The organism is Labrenzia sp. THAF191a (assembly GCF_009363335.1).
Classification (GTDB): Bacteria; Pseudomonadota; Alphaproteobacteria; order Rhizobiales; family Stappiaceae; genus Roseibium; species Roseibium algicola.
This window is the reverse complement of the sequence record NZ_CP045333.1, coordinates 1,176,953-1,192,566: the sequence shown is the minus strand read 5'-3', so window position 1 is coordinate 1,192,566 and position 15,614 is coordinate 1,176,953. Positions and strand designations below refer to the sequence as shown.

Annotated in this window: 16 protein-coding genes; 8 read left to right on the top strand and 8 right to left on the bottom strand. The window is 61.2% G+C overall.

The features are described 5' to 3' along the window. Window positions 1-24: 24 nt before the first annotated feature. Window positions 25-1,251, bottom strand: a complete 1,227-nt coding sequence (gene coaBC, locus FIV05_RS05485) for a bifunctional phosphopantothenoylcysteine decarboxylase/phosphopantothenate--cysteine ligase CoaBC (protein ID WP_152508933.1) — start codon at window positions 1,249-1,251, stop codon at window positions 25-27. A gap of 36 nt (window positions 1,252-1,287) precedes the next feature. Then, window positions 1,288-2,460 (bottom strand): penicillin-binding protein activator, encoded by a 1,173-nt coding sequence (locus tag FIV05_RS05480; protein ID WP_209009862.1) that lies wholly within the window; start codon window positions 2,458-2,460, stop codon window positions 1,288-1,290. 240 nt (window positions 2,461-2,700) lie between these two features. On the opposite strand from FIV05_RS05480, the gene rsmI reads away from it, so the two are divergent. The 4 genes from rsmI to FIV05_RS05460 all read left to right on the top strand — a co-directional run bounded on the left by rsmI (window position 2,701) and on the right by FIV05_RS05460 (window position 5,646). Continuing rightward, entirely contained in the window at window positions 2,701-3,615 is a 915-nt protein-coding gene (gene rsmI, locus FIV05_RS05475) for a 16S rRNA (cytidine(1402)-2'-O)-methyltransferase (protein WP_152508931.1), read from the top strand. Beyond that, the gene (locus FIV05_RS05470; RefSeq protein ID WP_152508930.1) at window positions 3,615-4,019 is read left to right on the top strand and encodes a YraN family protein; all 405 of its coding nucleotides are present in this window, start codon (window positions 3,615-3,617) and stop codon (window positions 4,017-4,019) included. The genes rsmI and FIV05_RS05470 overlap by 1 nt, the downstream gene beginning before the upstream one ends. A 254-nt stretch (window positions 4,020-4,273) precedes the next feature. Beyond that, complete coding sequence (gene gshB / locus FIV05_RS05465; protein WP_152508929.1) at window positions 4,274-5,218, top strand: glutathione synthase; 945 nt, start codon at window positions 4,274-4,276, stop codon at window positions 5,216-5,218. 98 nt (window positions 5,219-5,316) lie between these two features. Further along, on the top strand, window positions 5,317-5,646 hold the full coding sequence (locus FIV05_RS05460; protein ID WP_152508928.1) for an antibiotic biosynthesis monooxygenase: 330 nt from the start codon (window positions 5,317-5,319) through the stop codon (window positions 5,644-5,646). Window positions 5,647-6,188: 542 nt separating this feature from the next. Here the strand turns inward: FIV05_RS05460 and hppD are convergent. Further along, a complete protein-coding gene (gene hppD / locus FIV05_RS05455) occupies window positions 6,189-7,301 on the bottom strand; it encodes a 4-hydroxyphenylpyruvate dioxygenase (protein ID WP_152508927.1) in 1,113 nt (370 codons plus the stop codon). 127 nt (window positions 7,302-7,428) lie between these two features. Here hppD and FIV05_RS05450 point away from each other — a divergent pair, with 127 nt between their 5' ends. After that, window positions 7,429-7,896: an Lrp/AsnC family transcriptional regulator gene (locus FIV05_RS05450; protein ID WP_023002331.1), complete on the top strand. Its 468-nt coding sequence runs from the start codon at window positions 7,429-7,431 to the stop codon at window positions 7,894-7,896. Between the two features lie 4 nt (window positions 7,897-7,900). Here the strand turns inward: FIV05_RS05450 and FIV05_RS05445 are convergent, their stop codons facing one another. After that, window positions 7,901-8,440, bottom strand: coding sequence for a hypothetical protein (locus FIV05_RS05445; RefSeq protein WP_152508926.1), 540 nt, complete (start codon window positions 8,438-8,440; stop codon window positions 7,901-7,903). 151 nt (window positions 8,441-8,591) lie between these two features. On the opposite strand from FIV05_RS05445, the gene FIV05_RS05440 reads away from it, so the two are divergent. Next, window positions 8,592-9,335, top strand: coding sequence for a tellurite resistance TerB family protein (locus tag FIV05_RS05440; RefSeq protein WP_023002329.1), 744 nt, complete (start codon window positions 8,592-8,594; stop codon window positions 9,333-9,335). Between the two features lie 160 nt (window positions 9,336-9,495). On the opposite strand, the gene FIV05_RS05435 is transcribed toward FIV05_RS05440, so the two are convergent. The 3 genes from FIV05_RS05435 to FIV05_RS05425 are packed head-to-tail and all read right to left on the bottom strand — an operon-like array spanning window position 9,496 to window position 12,142. Continuing rightward, on the bottom strand, window positions 9,496-10,563 hold the full coding sequence (locus tag FIV05_RS05435) for a TRAP transporter substrate-binding protein (protein ID WP_286202266.1): 1,068 nt from the start codon (window positions 10,561-10,563) through the stop codon (window positions 9,496-9,498). Window positions 10,564-10,592: 29 nt separating this feature from the next. Beyond that, a complete protein-coding gene (locus FIV05_RS05430) occupies window positions 10,593-10,916 on the bottom strand; it encodes a 2Fe-2S iron-sulfur cluster-binding protein (protein WP_152508925.1) in 324 nt (107 codons plus the stop codon). 50 nt (window positions 10,917-10,966) lie between these two features. Continuing rightward, window positions 10,967-12,142: a cytochrome P450 gene (locus tag FIV05_RS05425; RefSeq protein ID WP_152508924.1), complete on the bottom strand. Its 1,176-nt coding sequence runs from the start codon at window positions 12,140-12,142 to the stop codon at window positions 10,967-10,969. A 149-nt stretch (window positions 12,143-12,291) separates the two neighbouring features. On the opposite strand from FIV05_RS05425, the gene FIV05_RS05420 reads away from it, so the two are divergent. Then, window positions 12,292-13,230, top strand: a complete 939-nt coding sequence (locus FIV05_RS05420) for a LysR family transcriptional regulator (RefSeq protein ID WP_152508923.1) — start codon at window positions 12,292-12,294, stop codon at window positions 13,228-13,230. Window positions 13,231-13,251: 21 nt separating this feature from the next. Here the strand turns inward: FIV05_RS05420 and FIV05_RS05415 are convergent, their stop codons facing one another. Further along, a complete protein-coding gene (locus tag FIV05_RS05415) occupies window positions 13,252-14,355 on the bottom strand; it encodes a citrate synthase/methylcitrate synthase (protein WP_173013779.1) in 1,104 nt (367 codons plus the stop codon). Window positions 14,356-14,431: 76 nt separating this feature from the next. On the opposite strand from FIV05_RS05415, the gene FIV05_RS05410 reads away from it, so the two are divergent. Next, window positions 14,432-15,601 (top strand): citrate/2-methylcitrate synthase, encoded by a 1,170-nt coding sequence (locus tag FIV05_RS05410; protein WP_023002323.1) that lies wholly within the window; start codon window positions 14,432-14,434, stop codon window positions 15,599-15,601. The last annotated feature ends 13 nt before the right edge of the window (window positions 15,602-15,614 follow it).

The following is a 15,614-nucleotide window of genomic DNA, read 5'->3' as shown; positions in this document are numbered from 1 at the left end:
GATAGTGAAAATGTCTGGCTCGGGTCAGTCCGAGCCGAGCGTCTCGGCTGCGCGGGCGATGATCCTGCGGGCTACCTCACCCTTGTCCATTTCCGGCCAGTCTTCGACGCCGTCACGGCTGACGACGCGAATGGTGTTGGCGTCGCCGCCCATGATGCCTGTCTGCGGACTGACGTCGTTCGCGATGATCCAGTCGGCTTTCTTGCGTTCCAGCTTGCCACGCGCATTGTCGATCAGGTTTTGCGTCTCGGCGGCAAAGCCGATCAGCAACCTTGGCCTCAGGTCCGGATGATGACCGACAGTCGCCAGAATGTCCGGGTTTTCCGTCAGCTCCAGCGCGGGCGGTTTGCCGGTGCCATCCTTCTTGATCTTCTGGGCGCCCTCGCTCGCAACACGCCAGTCGGCGACGGCGGCGGCCATGATGGCGATATCCGCCGGCAGATTGCCTTCCACCGCCTTCAGCATCGCGGAAGCGGACTCCACGTGGATGACATGGATATTGGCCGGGTCCGGCAGTGTGACCGGGCCGGATACCAGCGTTACCCGTGCGCCCGCCTCATAGGCGGCACGGGCCAGTGCATGGCCCTGCTTGCCGGAAGACCGGTTGGCAATGTAGCGGACGGGGTCGATCGGCTCATGGGTCGGGCCTGAGGTGATCAGAACGTGTTTTCCGGCCAGCGGCAGGCTGCCGGCCCGGACCGCCTCTTCCCGCAGCACGGCCTCGGCAGCTGCCACGATCTCCAGCGGTTCGCTCATCCGGCCGGTGCCGGCTTCGCCCCTTTCCGCCATTTCACCCGATGCTGGGCCACAAAAGGCAATGCCACGTGCCTTGAGGATCGTCCGGTTACGCTTGGTCGCCTCATGCTGCCACATCTTCGGGTTCATGGCAGGGGCAACCAGAACAGGCTTGTCGGTTGCCAGCAGCACCGCTGTCGCCAGATCGTCGGCAATCCCGTGGGCCATCTTGGCCATCAGATCGGCGGTGGCAGGCGCAATCAGGATCAGGTCGTGGTCGCGGGCCAGGCGGATGTGGCCGACATCGTGCTCGGCCTGCCGGTCGAACAGGTCGGTGAAGACGGTTTCCGCGGCCAGAGCCCCGGCAGCCAGAGGCGTGATGAACTCTTGCGCGCCCTTCGTCATCACCGGGATCACCCGGGCGCCGCGTTCCTTCAGCCTGCGGATCAGGTCAAGGGACTTGTACGCGGCTATCCCGCCGCTGATGATCAGGACGATCTGTTTGCCGCTCAGCATCTTAACTCAGCACTCCTAGGGTGTCGGCGGATAAGATCAGAATCCGGTGCGGAAATCCCGTGGTGCCGGAGAAATCACCTGTGTGCCCTGCCCGGTGATCTGGTAGACGGCAAGGCCCCGCTGGTTGAGGCCATTGGATTGGAAGCGGAACAATCCGTCAATGCCGATGAAGCCATCGCGGTTGGTGATGATGCTCTGCTGGAAGCGCTGCTGTCCGGCGGAGCGGATCAGGCCCGCGGCCAGCGTGACACCGTCATAGACCAGGCTGGCATTGCGCGGCGGCGCGGAGCCATAGATGCTCTGGTAGCGTTGGGCAAAGGCCAGGAAACCCTTGTCCTCCGGCCCGGCGAACCAGGCACCGGCAAGCACCGGGTTGTTCTTGACCTGGGGAGAGTCCCATTGCCCGGTACCGAGCAATTTCACATTGCCCAGATTGGCGCCCTGGCTGACCAGGGTCTGCACGACAACTGCCGGCACACCGCCCCCGGCCGGTACGAACAGGGAGTCTGCATTGTTCAGAACCGATTTCAGCGCTGTGGTCTTGGCGACGAGATCGGATGTGTCCGATCCGTTCATGGAATAGCGCTGGATCGATGCGATCCTGCCTGCTCCGCGGCCGACTTCCTGTCGGAACGCCGCCTCGACGATCGCACCATAGGAGCCTTCGGGGATCAGGGCGGTATAGGAATGTTTCTTCTGGCTGTTGGCATAGCCAACGACCCGTTTGACGTCGCTTTCCGGCAGGAAGCTGAGCAGATAGACGCCCCGGGATGCGACAGAGGTGTCGGTAGAGAAGGCAATGACCGGAACGCCTGTTGCCCGTGCAGCCTGTGCAGCGCCGGATACTGCCGGTGAGAACACCGGGCCAAGGATCAGTTCCGCGCCTTCCGAAATGGCAGCCTGCGCTGCCGCGCGTCCGCCTTCGGACGTGCCGCCGGTATCTTTCACCAGCAACTGCACATCCGCGCTCGGGAAGTTCTGCAGCGCCAGAGAAGCGGCGTTCTTGAAAACCGTACCGATGGAGGCATTGCCGTCGGAGCTTGCCAATGGCAACAGCAATCCGATGCGCACCCCGCCTGTGCCGATGATTTCACCAGTCGGTTGCGGCTGGGCACTTGGCTGGATCTGGTCACCCGGCAGAGAGCCGAGCGTGGACCCCATGCAGCCACCCAGCAACATCGTGCTGGCTCCAGCCAGCGCCGTTTTCAAGAAAACACGTCTGTGCTGTTGCACTATGTCGCCCCGTCTTGCACTTGCCATATTTGTTGGTTCACCCTTTGGGAAAGACTTACGTATTCGCTACAGGCCTGTAAAGATTTAGTGGCCTTTCAATGGCATATCGGCCCGATCAACGGTGGATTTGCCTTGCATCGGTTGTATTGAAAGGCTAGCGCAAGGGCGCAAACGAGGCCGATGCTGCTATTCGCGGCGGACAAGAGGAAAGGCGACATGGTCAAGGAAACAGCCGGGCCGGCTGCGGACAAGAACCGCTACAGCCTCTCCGAACATGTCTTCACCGCACCCAATCTGGAACCCGCGCTCTACATCGTGTCCACGCCGATCGGCAACCTCGGTGATATCACCGTCAGGGCCCTGGAAACGCTTGCTGCAGCGAGCGTAATCGCTTGCGAGGATACGCGGGTCACGGCAACGCTCACCCAGCGGTTTTCGCTGAAGACGCCGCTTCTCCCCTATCACGAACACAATGCCGACAAGCAGCGGCCGAAGATCCTTGAAGCTCTGGCTGACGGCCGCGCCGTGGCGCTGGTGTCCGATGCTGGCACGCCCCTGGTTTCCGACCCGGGCTACCGGTTGGTGCGTGATGTGGTCGCAGAAGGGTATAAAGTCATCCCAATCCCCGGTGCGTCGGCCCCGCTGGCTGGCCTTGTCGCCGCGGGTCTGCCGAGCGACACGGTGCTTTTCGCCGGCTTCCTGCCCCAAAAGGGAGGCCCGAAGACCCGGCGGCTGGAAGAGCTGGCCAAGGTGCCTTCGACGCTGATTTTCTTTGAATCGCCCCACCGCACCGCCGCGACCCTGGCGCTTATGGCGGAACTGCTCGGCCCCGGCCGCGAAGCCGTCGTTGCGCGCGAACTGACCAAGCGGTTCGAAACCTTCGAGCGTGGCAGCCTGGAAGACCTGAGCACCCGGTTCGAGGGCCGGCAGGTCAAGGGTGAAATCGTCATTCTTGTCGGTCCGCCGGAAGACAAGCCGGAAGCCGAGGTGGACGATCTGGATGCCTTGCTGAGTGAGGCACTCACCGAAATGCCGGTCAGTGCCGCGGCCAAGAAAATCTCGAAAGCGACGGGGCTTGACCGCAACGAGGTCTATAAGCGCGCGCTGGAACTGAAGGCGGACGACGCCTGATGGCACGTCGTCCGGGCGGAGCCGGAAGGCAACCGGCAGAAACCGATCGCCGCCGCCGGGCACATGCCCTGGGCCTTTCTGCCGAAACCCTTGCCGCCTGGTACCTGCGCCTCACCGGCTGGCGCATTCTCAAGCGCCGCTACAAGACAAAGGCTGGCGAGATCGATCTCATCGCCAAGCGGCGCAAGACAGTCGCCTTCATCGAGGTCAAGGCCCGCAAATCGCGACAGGCGGCGCTGGAAGCCGTCACGCCCGCCAGCCAGAAGCGCATCTCGCGTGCCGCGAAGATCTTCGTCACGGAACACCCCAAGGCCGGGTTCTTCACCCTGCGCTTCGATGTCATCGTTGTCCGGCCCCGCGCCTTTCCCGAGCGGATCGTGAATGCGTTTCAGGCCTGGGAGTAGTTCGAGGCGCCATTTTTCGGCTCCGTCCGAAAGGTGGCAGGGGTATCGTTTAAGAGCAATATCACCTTCGGCGTGACGCTGACTATGGCCGAGAGACTTCACTTCATTTGCCGGTCCCCGGAATGACGGGAACCGAAGTCGGATCCTTCTGACCTCCCCCTCTGGACAAAGCCGACTGCGCACCGCATATCTGGACCAATCGTTCTGAAAATCCCAAAGGCGCTCAAACGGCGCCGCCCGCCGGGAGTTGCCTCATGGCTTTGAAAGTTGCGGTCCAGATGGACCATGTTTCGTCCATCAACATTGCCGGCGACAGCGCCTTCGCAATGATGCTGGAAGCACAGTCTCGCGGACATGAACTTTATCACTACACGCCCGACCGTCTGGCGATGCGCGGTGACGAAGTGTTCTGCGCACTGGAGCCGATCGAAGTGCGCGATGTGAAGGGTGATCACTTCACGTTGGGTGAAAAGAGCCGTTTCAACATGCGCGAGATGGACGTGGTGCTGATGCGCCAGGACCCGCCGTTTGACCTCTCCTACATCGCCGCGACCCACATCCTGGAAAAGGTCCATCCGGACACTCTGGTGGTCAACGACCCTGCAGCCGTTCGCAACGCGCCGGAAAAGCTGTTCGTGACCGAATTCGCCGACCTGATGCCGCCGACCCTGATCACCAAGGACAAGTCGGAAATCGATCTGTTCCGGAAGGAATACGGCGACATTGTCATGAAGCCGCTGTTCGGCCATGGTGGCGCGGCCGTCTTCCGCATCACCCAGGACGACCTCAACTACGGCTCGCTCTACGACTTCTTTGCCGCGACTTTCCGCGAACCCTGGGTCATCCAGCAGTTCCTGCCCAATGTGAAGCACGGCGACAAGCGCATCCTGTTGGTTGATGGCCAGTTCGCCGGTGCGGTCAACCGCGTTCCGGCCGCGGGCGACCTGCGCTCCAACATGGTGCGCGGCGGTGCGCCGACCGACAGTGAGCTGACCGAGCGCGAACGCGAGATCTGTGCGCGCCTCGGGCCTTCGCTGAAAGAAAAGGGCCTGATCCTGGTGGGGATCGATGTCATCGACGGTAACCTGACAGAAATCAACGTCACCGCCCCCACCGGTATCCGCGCCATCCGCAATCTCGGCGGACCGGATGTGGCTGGCATGGTCTGGGACGTGCTGGAGGCAAAGGTGAAGGGCTGAGCAGCCCTTCCCGTCAGCCTGTTCGAATATCCCCTTGACCTCAATTTAAGTTGAGGTTGTAGAGCTTTTTCTCCTTTCAAATCCCAAGGAGAAAGAGCATGAAATCGGACACGGAATCCCGGCCTATCTACCGCGTTGATCGCTTTGAAGTGCCGCTTGAGGCGCGCGACGTTCTGCTGGAACGGCTCAATGTCATTCGCGGCCTGCTTCAGAACATCGAAGGGTGCCGCCAGAACCTTGTGCTTGAGCAGCCTTCCGGCGAGGGGATGGCAACATTCGTCACCTTTGTCGAATGGCAGAACGAAGAGGTTTTTCTGGAGGCAAAGGCCCGGATTGCCGATGAATACCGCAAGGCCGCGTTCGACCCGCAGGCCTTCCTGCAGCAAATCGGCGCAAAGGCGGTCATGGCGAATATGAACGCTGTCTGATGTCTGACGGCACGAATGGGAATACCCGTATGCGGAGGCCGCGCGCTCAGCCCGCGCCGAGGCGAAAAAAAACCTCCGCATGGGGGTGCGGAGGTATAAAGAGTTTGTGCTTAGACAATGCAACAGAGGGCCTACTCGGCAGCCTCTGTATGTAAAACCCGTTCCACATGGAATCGTTCCTTGGAAAAACGTGATTCACGTGAAATTTTTCAAGTTTCTACTTCAGGGTGTCGTTATCGTATTGAAAAGACGGGATTAATCCGGCCAAGGACGCTCAAGATTTTTTTCCATTGATTCCCGCTGAAACCCCGGATCGCGCTGTCAGCAAGGCGCAACACCCGGAAATGGCGTGACTTTTCGTGTTCCCTTGGGGCATGCCGTTTGGCAGGGCGGCCACTCCTTCGGGCCGTGCAAACAAGATCAACTTCTGAGCCGGGTCCGGGCTTTGCTGCGTCGGAAAAAGAAAAATCTGGACCGCAGGACAAAACAAAGGCCGCTTTCCCGAAGGACAGCGGCCTTTCAGAAGCAACCTGCAAGTGGGATTATTCGGCTGCTTCAGTCTTGATGACGCCGCGGCGGATCTGGTCTTCCTCGATCGATTCGAACAGGGCGCGGAAATTGCCTTCGCCAAATCCTTCGTCACCCTTGCGCTGGATGAACTCGAAGAAGATCGGGCCGATCACGGTCTTGGAGAAGATCTGCAGCAGGATCTTGGTCATGCCGCCGTCGATCACACCCTCACCATCGATCAGGATGCCGTGGCGCTTCATCCGCTCGATCGGCTCGTCGTGGCCGTTCACCCGGGCATGGGACATCTCGTAATAGGTTTCCGGCGGGCCGGGCATGAACTTCAGGCCGTTGTCCGCCAGAAGGTCCGTGCTCTGGTAGATGTTGTCCGTGCCGACAGCAATGTGCTGGATGCCTTCGCCGTTGTACTTCTTCAGGTATTCCTCGATCTGGCTGGTATCGTCCTTGGATTCGTTCAGCGGAATACGGATCTTGCCGCAAGGGCTGGTGATCGCGCGGCTGACGAGACCGGTGATCCGCCCGTCGATGTCGAAGAAATGGATCTGCTTGAAGTTGAACAGGTCGCGGTAGAAGTCCCACCACTTGTCCATGTTGCCGCGATAGACGTTGTGGGTGAGGTGGTCGAGATAGTAGAAGCCGACGCCCTGCGGCTTGGGGTCGAACTCGCCCAGCCAGTTGAATTCACTGGAATAGGCCGAGCCTTTGGCGCTGTAGGTATCCACGAAATAAAGCAGCGAGCCGCCGATACCGACAATTGCCGGAACGTCCAGGGTCTTGTCGTCGCCTTCATAAGGCGTCGCGCCTTTGGCAACCGCATGCTCGAACGCCTTTTGCGCATCGACGACGCGCCAGGCCATGGCAGGAGCGCACGGGCCGTGCGTGTCGACGAACTTCATGCCGAAGCTGCCCGGTTCGGCATTCAGCACGTAGGTGACGTCACCCTGACGATAGAGCGTGATGTTCTTGCTCTTGTGCTTTGCAACGGGGAGGTAGCCCATCTTGCGGAACAGTTCGTCCAGCTTTTCCGGTTCCGGATGGGCGAATTCGACAAATTCGAAGCCATCGGTCCCTGCCGGATTTTCAGACGTGATCTGTGCCGGCGGCGCGTCGTGCGGGAACGGTCCCATGAAAGTCCTCCTCGGTAAAACGGGTCATTGCAGCCAGAATGCCGTGAAGGACGCGCAGTGTGTGTGCAATCCACGTGTTTTCGCGTAAGATGATGCACGAAACATGCAGGATATTTCGGAGTGACGCATGACGATTGCGCTGGATGGCTTTGATGTGAAGTTGCTTGCCGCCTTGCAGAACAATGCCGCCCTCACCAATGCCGAACTTGGCGACGTGATCGGCCTGTCCGCAAGCCAGGTTTCCAGGCGGCGGCAGAAACTGGAAGAAGCGGGTATCATCCGCCGGTACCGGGCGGCACTGGATCCGGAAGCCCTGGGACTGATGGTGACGGCCTATGTCGGCGTGACGCTTGGCGCGCATTCCAGGGAAAACGCCCGCAAGTTCCGCAACATGGTGACCGCCATGCCGGAAGTGCAGGAGGCCCACACGCTCACCGGTGATGTCGATTACATGCTGAAGATCGTGGTGCCGGACCTGAAGGCGCTCAGCCACATCATCAACGACGAACTACTGCCCCAGGAGGCGGTCCATCATGTGCGCTCGTCCATTGCCATGGAAACCTTGAAGGACGACAATCTGCTGCCGCTGAAATGACCGCTCAAAGCCCCAGCCAGCCCATGAGATCGGTCCAGAAATCCTTGCGCAGGCCTTTGAGATCCGGTGCCGGGTTGCCGTATGGGTCCGCCAGGCAGACATCGGAAAACCCGGTCTTGCCGGAGAGAAGACATCGCTCCGGTTCACAGGTGATCGTGTCGGAGAGATAGATCCGTTTTCCCGCAAAGGTCTTGAACGCGAGTTCCGGTTTGTCCTGCCTTGATCCCGAGGTGAAGACATAGGTCGGAAACTCGCTGCCGCGCGGCTGGCCGCGGTCCTGGATCGCATGGATGTACAGCAGTCTTCCGGGCGCGTCTTCACGCGAACAGCCTTTGATGTTGAACGCGTAAAGATTGCCGGTCGTGCTTTCGCCTGCATCGGCAAGCGTGCGCGAATAGGCGCTCAGCAGATCCTCCTGCCAGATCTTGCGGTAGGTATCGGCCTCGTCGTTCAGCGACAGGGCATGCGCACTCCCGCATCCCAAAGTCCCGACGATGAGGCAGTATCGCAGGGAAAGACTGCGGACTGAGGCGAGGAAGTTCAAGATTGTTCTCGTTGTTGTCTGGAAGACAAGCTTTGTGGATTGGAGAAGTGTGTCCGAGTGTAACGCAAACTTGCGTCCCTTGCAGAAAATCCCATTTGATAGTGCAACCGTGATTTAAGCCGCTCCACGCGGCAATTTTAAGGAGCCGAATATGTTCGACGCAAAATCCTTGCTGGATCAGTTTCTGGGGACCCAGGGCGGTGGTCAATCCGGCCAGCGCGGGACTGCCCGCAAGGGCGGATCCGGTGATCTCCTGTCACAGGGCAAGGATTTTCTGTCGTCGCAGGGCGGCGGTCTGGCGCTCGGCAGCCTGGCCGGTCTCATGCTTGGCAGCAAGAGCGGACGCAAGCTCGGCAAGAAGGCAGTCACCTATGGCGGGCTCGCGCTGGTTGCCGGCCTTGCCTACAAGGCCTACCAGGGCCACAAGGCCAACCAGCAGAACGCGCCGCGCCCGCAGTATCCGGCCGATGATCCGATCCCGCTGGAAGCACCGCGCGGCACCGCCTTCGATCCGTGCGAGCATCCGGGCGGCGAACATCAGGCCGCAATCGCTTTGCTGACGGCAATGATCTCCGCCGCAAAGGCCGACGGTCATATTGATCGCGACGAACAGGACCGGATTTTCGACAAGATCGACGAGGCCGGACTGGACAGTGAGGCGAAGGCGTTTCTGATGGACGAATTGCGCTCGCCGCTTGATCTGGACAAGGTCGTGGCCAGTGCAACCTGTGAGGAGACTGCGGCCGAAATATACGCCGCGTCGCGTCTTGCCATCGATCCGGACCATCCGGCGGAAAAGGCCTACCTGCAGATGCTCGCGGCCCGGCTTGGCCTGGAGGACGGCCTCGTTCAGGAGATCGAATACGCCGTTCGCGAAGCGCAGATGGCGGGATGACGGGCAAAACAGCGTGAAGAAAATCGGGCGTCCCGTGACCACAGATCACGGGACGCCCTGAATAACCGGCACATGCCGCGCGGCCGTCTAAAAGGCAAGCCGCGTAGCGAGCCTTAAGGCACGCAACCCTGTGGGGGAGCCGCACACCACCCCTGGCCGGCTATTTCCCGGTGTTCTCCTCAATCAGCTCGATGGCGCGATTGTAAAGCCCTGTGCCGTCCATGCCTTTCTCGTCCATTTCGGCCACCCATTTTTCGATCGTCGGTGCCGAGGCTTCCTTCCAGCGGGCAACCTCTTCCGGTGGAAGGACAATCATCGTCGCCCCCTTCTCGATCGCTTCGTCGCGAGGTTTGGCATCATCCCGCTGCATCTGGCCACCTGCGAATCCGGACAGTTCAAGACCGGAATTCTTGTCGATGATCGCCTTCAGGTCGTCGGGCAGTCCGTCATAGGCCGCCCGGTTCATGCCCAGCACGAAGGTTGCCGTGTAAAGAGCATCGTCACCGAAGTCCGTGTGGTTGCTGACGAGCTCGTTGATCTTGAGCGCGCCGGTCACCTCCCACGGCACCACGGTGGCATCGATAACGCCCTTGGAAAGGGCTTCCGGAACCGCCGGCACAGGCATGCCGACAGGTGTTGCCCCGAGTGAACTGAACATGTCGTTGGTCACCCGCGTCGGGGCCCGCAGCTTCACGCCGTTCAGATCATCGAGCGAGTCGATCGGGTCCTTGGAGTGGATCAGCCCGGGCCCGTGCACCCAGAGCCCCAGAACCTTCATGTCCTTGAAGTCCTGGTCCAGCATGGTTTCCTCCGCCAGTTGCCAGAAGGCACGCGATACGGCCTCGGCATTGGTCATGACGAAGGGCAGTTCGAAGACTTCCGTCCTTGGAAAGCGGCCGGGCGTATAGCCAGGCAAGGTCCAGACGATGTCGGCGATGCCGTCGATGGCCTGGTCGACCAGTTCCGGCGGCTTGCCGCCAAGCTGCATGGCCGGGAAATGCTGGAACTCGATCCGCCCGCCCGATTCTTCCTCGATCCTGGCCATCCACGGTTCAAGGATGTTCTTCGGCACGCTGGCTTGCGCCGGCAGCATCTGGTGCAGCCGTAGCGTGATCTCCGCTGCCACGGCCTGGCCCGCCGTAAGGCTCAGTGAAAGCGCGGCCACGGCAACCGCTCCCGCGGTGAGCGCACCTGCGGCCACCGATCTCATCATCCGGTACTTCGACATGGTTTCCTCCCTTGTTCGAAATCGTTTCCTCACGCCTGCTCGTCGGGCAGATGCACCACCAGTCCGTCGAGCGCACCGGTCAGCCTGATCTGGCAGGACAGGCGGGATGTTTCGCGCAAGTCGGCGGCTGCACATTCCAGCATGATTTCCTCGCCGTCCGTGCGGGCACCGGTCCTGTCGCTCCACGCCTCGTCGACGTAGCAATGGCAGGTGGCGCACATCATCGCGCCGCCGCATTCGGCAAAGATGCCGTCGACCCCGTGGCTGACAGCCGTCTCCATGACGCTCGCCCCTTCGCTCGCTTCTATGGTCTTCCGGCTGCCGTTCGGCTGGACGAAGGTGATCTGCACCATGCGGTTTTCCTTTCAGCCGGCTCTAACCCGGTCCGGTTGGTTTCTTTTTGTCAGCTCAGTTTGACGGGCAGGTTCAGGGGCCCACGGAAACCGAAACCGCTCCAGACAACGTCTTCGGGCTTGTCCAGCGCCATGCCGGGGAACCGTTCGAACAGCATCGGCAGCATGATCTCCCCGACAGTCCGCCGCGAGATATGGGCACCGGCACAATGGTGCGGGCCACTGCCGAAGGCCTGATGCGGCGCTTTCTTTCGAAAGACGTTGAAGGTTTCGCCGTCCTCGTAGAGATCCTCGTCGCGATTGGCCGAGGCCTGGATGGTCATCAGCGTCACGCCTTCGGGAATGTCGATGCCGTCGATTTCCAGATCCCGCGTCGCCCGGCGAGACGACGCCTGGATCGGCGCGACCCAGCGGACACCTTCCTCGAATGCATCTGCCCAGGCGTCCTGCCGCTTCACTTCCTCAAGCTGGTCCGGATTGGTCAGCAGGCCATAGATGATGGTTGCCAGCGCATCGCGCGGCTCGTTGATGCCGCCACCGATGGCAATCTTGATGTTGGCGTAGATCTGGCTTCTGGGGATCGGGTCGCGGGCATTCAGCATGACGGAGAACGCGGAGTTGTTGGGCTCTGCCAGATGCCGGGCAATCAGGCTGTCGAACACGGTATCCATTTCGGCATTGGCCGCATCGGACCGGGCAAACGGTTCATCCGCGAAGCCGAAATTGCCGGCGCCGTCGATCAGAACCTGCGACCAGCGCTGCATGTCGGCGTCGCCGACTTCATCGAGACCCAGGATGTGGGCGAGGATCCGTGCCGCCACCGGTCCGCAAAGGTCGGTGAAAAGATCGACCGTTTCGCCTCGTGGCAGCCGGTCGAGATACTCCGCGGCAATCTTGCGGTAGAGATCGGCCCAGTCTGTCTTGATGACCTTGGGCGAGAAAGCCGGCTGCATGGCCATGCGCTCGCGCCGGTGTTCCTCGCCGTCCTTGCGCATCAGCGTGTGGGCCAGAAAGGCGCGCCGCATCGGTGTGACAGGATCGTCCGAACTGTAAAGTTCGGGATCGTCCTTCACCATCTTGGTGTGTTTCGCCTTGGTCAGAAAGATACGGTTTGCCGCCGGAACCTGAACGATCGGCGTTTCGGCCCGCATCCGCTTGTAGATCGGATAGGGGTCGCGCGTCAGGTCCGCAAGCGTCAGCGTTTCGTCGACAGGTGCGACCGCCATCTGCCTTCTCCTCCCAAATCCGGCACTGACGGCAGGTTAAGCGGGCAGAATAAAATCAAGCAATACGATTGACTTTATAGTTGCCATCGAATTTTTTGATTTTACAAACCGTGGCGAGTGTTCTTGCCGGATCCGGGAGGAAATTGCCGATGCCGGGCGATCCGTTGGAAGTCGATTTTCGGGCGTTGCAGGTTCTGGTCTGGGTGCACCAGCTCCGTTCGTTCACGCGTGCGGCGGAAGAACTCGGCGTCAATCAGTCAGCGGTCAGCTACACGATCAACAAGTTGCGGGACGTGTTTCAGGATCCGCTGTTCGTCCGTCAGGCCCGTCGGCTCCACCCGACGCAACGCTGCGAAGATATCGTCCATCAGGCCAAACGGTTGACGGCCGAGTTCCGGCAACTGGTCGCACCGCCTGATTTCGATCCGAAGACGGCGGCGCAGACCTTCACCATCGCCTGCAACTTCTATGAACGCGTGCTGATCATTCCGGAAATTGTTCATTTTCTGAAACGCGAAGCGCCCAAACTGGACCTGGAGATCATCGATGCATCGGGGATCGGTCACGAGCGCCTGCTGCGCAATGAGGCGGATCTCCTGCTTGGTCCGTTCGAACGGTCGGACCCGCATTTCTACAGGCGCGACCTTTATCAGGATCGCTACGTCTGCCTGCTCGATCCGGAGCATCCGAAAGCCGGAGCGGCACTGAGCCTGGACGATTATCTGGATCTCGACCACGTGCTCGTCACCTACGGCGGTCAATGGCGGTCGCGCTACATCATCGAGCTTGAGCGCATGAACAAGGACTTGAAAGTCGCCTTGCGTGTGCCGAGCCCGGCCGGGCTGGAGCGTCTGGTTGCGGGATCGAACCTCGTCGCCACAGTGCCGGAACGGCTGTCCAGATCAGTTGCGGATGGACTTCATGTGGTTCCCTGCCCGGTTGAAACGTCGGTGACGATCAGCCTCGTGTGGACCACGCTCAACCACCGCGCACCGCTGCACATGTGGGTGCGCGACATGGTCTACCGGCTGAACACACGCGCCCGGAAGGCGGATGATCCGCCTTCCGGACTGGGTATCTCGCGGTAACAGGCTTTCAACCGGTTTCCGTCATGCGGGGCTCGGCCCGACATAATGTGACGATGGCCGGATCAACTTTCCGGTTTCCTGCTGTTCCAGAACATGGGCGCACCAGCCCGGTGTCCGGCCGACAGCAAACAGCGGCGTGAACAGGGTCCGGTCGATGCCGATCGCGTCCAGCAGGACGGCGGTATAGAACTCCACGTTGGTTTCCAGCGGGCGGTCGGGCTTGGCGGTTTTCAGTGCGGCAAGCGCTGCCTGTTCGATCTCCTCCGCCAGACGCACTTTCGGATTCTCAGGCCCAAGCAAGCGCAGTCCTGCCTTCAGGACGTCCGCGCGCGGATCCCTTGTCCTGTAGATCCGGTGACCGAAACCCATCAGCCGCTCCTTGCGTGCCAAGGCTTCGCCGATCCAGGCAGCTGCGTTTTCCGGACTGCCGATCGCATCGATCATGTCCAGCACAGGGCCTGGCGCGCCGCCATGCAGCGGCCCGCTGAGCGCGCCCATCGCACCAAGAACGGCCTGTTTCAGGTTCGCCTGGGTCGAGCCGATCACGCGCGCCGTGAAGGTGGAAGCGTTCAGCCCGTGATCCAGGATTGTCACCAGATAGCGGTTGAGCGCGGCGGCATGGTCGGCAGGCGGCAGCTCACCCGTCAGCATGCGCAGAAGATCGGTTGCGGTCTCCAGGGTGCTGTCCGGTGCGATCGGCGTCTGTCCCCTGGCAATCCGGTGAGACGCAGCCAGAAAGACGGGCAATGCGCCGCTGATCGCAATCGCGTCGGGCAGGCCGGTGGACATCGGCAAGGCAGCCAGGCCCAGCTGCATGCGTTCATAAACGCCGAGGCTTGAAGGGGCAGCTTCAAGAGCCGGCATGACGGCAAAGGCAGCCCGCCGGGCTTCCCCGAAAGCCTCACGCAGGGAAGAAGCCTCAGGCATCTGGAAATCCTGCCACAGATGCCGGACGGCCTCCTCGAAGCTCAGCTTGCCGGCCAGATCTTCGATATGGCGGCCATAGAGGATGAGGACACCCTCTTGGCCGTCGACATGGCTGAGCATGGTGGTGGCTGCAACAACGCCCTCCAAACCGGCAATCGGGTCCGGCGTCATCCGGGCGGGGTTCGGCGCTTCGGTCATGGCTATCTCCTTTTCTTTCCCGGTCAGATAGAAAGAGAAGATTGCATTGATCAATGTTGATAATTAAAATCAATGTATGAGCAAGCCAATCTACCTGTCCGCCCGTGAAGCCGCCGCCGAACTCGGTGTTCAGCCGGCAACCCTCTACGCCTATGTCAGCCGGGGGCTGATCAATTCCGTTGCCGGTCCGGGCAAGCAGCGCCGCTACGACGCCGTGGACGTGCGCCGCATGAAAGGCCGCAAGGCTGCCGACGATTACTCCGGTGCGCGGCCCCTGACCGGCGACCCGGTGCTGGAAACCGAACTGACGCTGATTTCGGAAGCCGGTCCGGTCTATCGTGGCCGGCCCGCGGTCGATCTGGCGCAAACCTCCACGCTTGAAACCGTGGCGACCCTGCTCTGGGCGTCGCAGGAAGATCCGTTTGCCGAAAGCGCTCCATTGCCTCCGCCTGACCTGCCGGAAGGACTTGCGCCGCTGGACCGGCTGATGGTCGCGCTTGCCGCGTGGCCGCTGCAGGACAAGGCGGCCTACACCCAGGCACCCAAGCTTCTGCAGGTGAAAGGCGCTGCCCTGCTGCGCTACGCGGTTGCAGCTCTCCTCAACGCAGATCCGGTCGACGTGCCGATCCACACGCAGATTGCCAATGCTTTCGGCGTGTCGTCTTCGGCGAAGAACGTGATCCGGGCGGCGCTGATCCTGTGTGCCGACCACGAGCTCAACACCAGTGCCTTCGCGACGCGCTGCGCTGCCTCCACCCGGGCGCCCCTTCACGCGGCGCTCATTTCCGGTCTGGGAGCCTTTGCCGGTCCGCGCCACGGTGCTGCATCCGACAGGACAACGGCATGGCTTTCTGATGTCGGGCCGGACACAGACATAGAAACCCTGCTTTCGGACCGGTTGAGCCGGGGCGAGCCCCTGCCCGGCTTCGGTCACACGATCTACCGCGGGCCGGATCCGCGCGCCGCATGCCTGCTCGACGTGCTTTACCGCAGCGAGCCCGCGCACCCCTTCGTCCAGCGTCTGCCGGGTTTGATTACGGTCGCGCGTGACCTGTTCGGCGAAGCGCCGAACATAGATCTTGCCCTGGCGGCCACACAAAAGACCTATGACCTGCCGAAGGACGCCGGCAAGATCATCTTCTGCGCTGCCCGCATGACCGGATGGATCGCTCATGCGCTGGAGCAATACGCGGCGCCGGAACAGATCCGGCCTCGGGCCGCCTATGTCGGCGAGCGACCGGAATAAGCCTGGTCACTTT

Bases quoted from the DNA above. Each gene is read 5' to 3' on its own strand.
- FIV05_RS05470 (WP_152508930.1), top strand. From the start codon at position 3,615: ATGGCACGTCGTCCGGGCGGAGCCGGAAGGCAACCGGCAGAAACCGAT.
- FIV05_RS05425 (WP_152508924.1), bottom strand. From the start codon at position 12,142: ATGGCGGTCGCACCTGTCGACGAAACGCTGACGCTTGCGGACCTGACG.
- FIV05_RS05415 (WP_173013779.1), bottom strand. From the start codon at position 14,355: ATGACCGAAGCGCCGAACCCCGCCCGGATGACGCCGGACCCGATTGCC.
- FIV05_RS05420 (WP_152508923.1), top strand. From the start codon at position 12,292: ATGCCGGGCGATCCGTTGGAAGTCGATTTTCGGGCGTTGCAGGTTCTG.
- FIV05_RS05435 (WP_286202266.1), bottom strand. From the start codon at position 10,563: ATGTCGAAGTACCGGATGATGAGATCGGTGGCCGCAGGTGCGCTCACC.
- rsmI (WP_152508931.1), top strand. From the start codon at position 2,701: ATGGTCAAGGAAACAGCCGGGCCGGCTGCGGACAAGAACCGCTACAGC.
- FIV05_RS05460 (WP_152508928.1), top strand. From the start codon at position 5,317: ATGAAATCGGACACGGAATCCCGGCCTATCTACCGCGTTGATCGCTTT.
- FIV05_RS05450 (WP_023002331.1), top strand. From the start codon at position 7,429: ATGACGATTGCGCTGGATGGCTTTGATGTGAAGTTGCTTGCCGCCTTG.
- FIV05_RS05410 (WP_023002323.1), top strand. From the start codon at position 14,432: ATGAGCAAGCCAATCTACCTGTCCGCCCGTGAAGCCGCCGCCGAACTC.
- FIV05_RS05430 (WP_152508925.1), bottom strand. From the start codon at position 10,916: ATGGTGCAGATCACCTTCGTCCAGCCGAACGGCAGCCGGAAGACCATA.
- gshB (WP_152508929.1), top strand. From the start codon at position 4,274: ATGGCTTTGAAAGTTGCGGTCCAGATGGACCATGTTTCGTCCATCAAC.
- FIV05_RS05440 (WP_023002329.1), top strand. From the start codon at position 8,592: ATGTTCGACGCAAAATCCTTGCTGGATCAGTTTCTGGGGACCCAGGGC.
- hppD (WP_152508927.1), bottom strand. From the start codon at position 7,301: ATGGGACCGTTCCCGCACGACGCGCCGCCGGCACAGATCACGTCTGAA.
- coaBC (WP_152508933.1), bottom strand. From the start codon at position 1,251: ATGCTGAGCGGCAAACAGATCGTCCTGATCATCAGCGGCGGGATAGCC.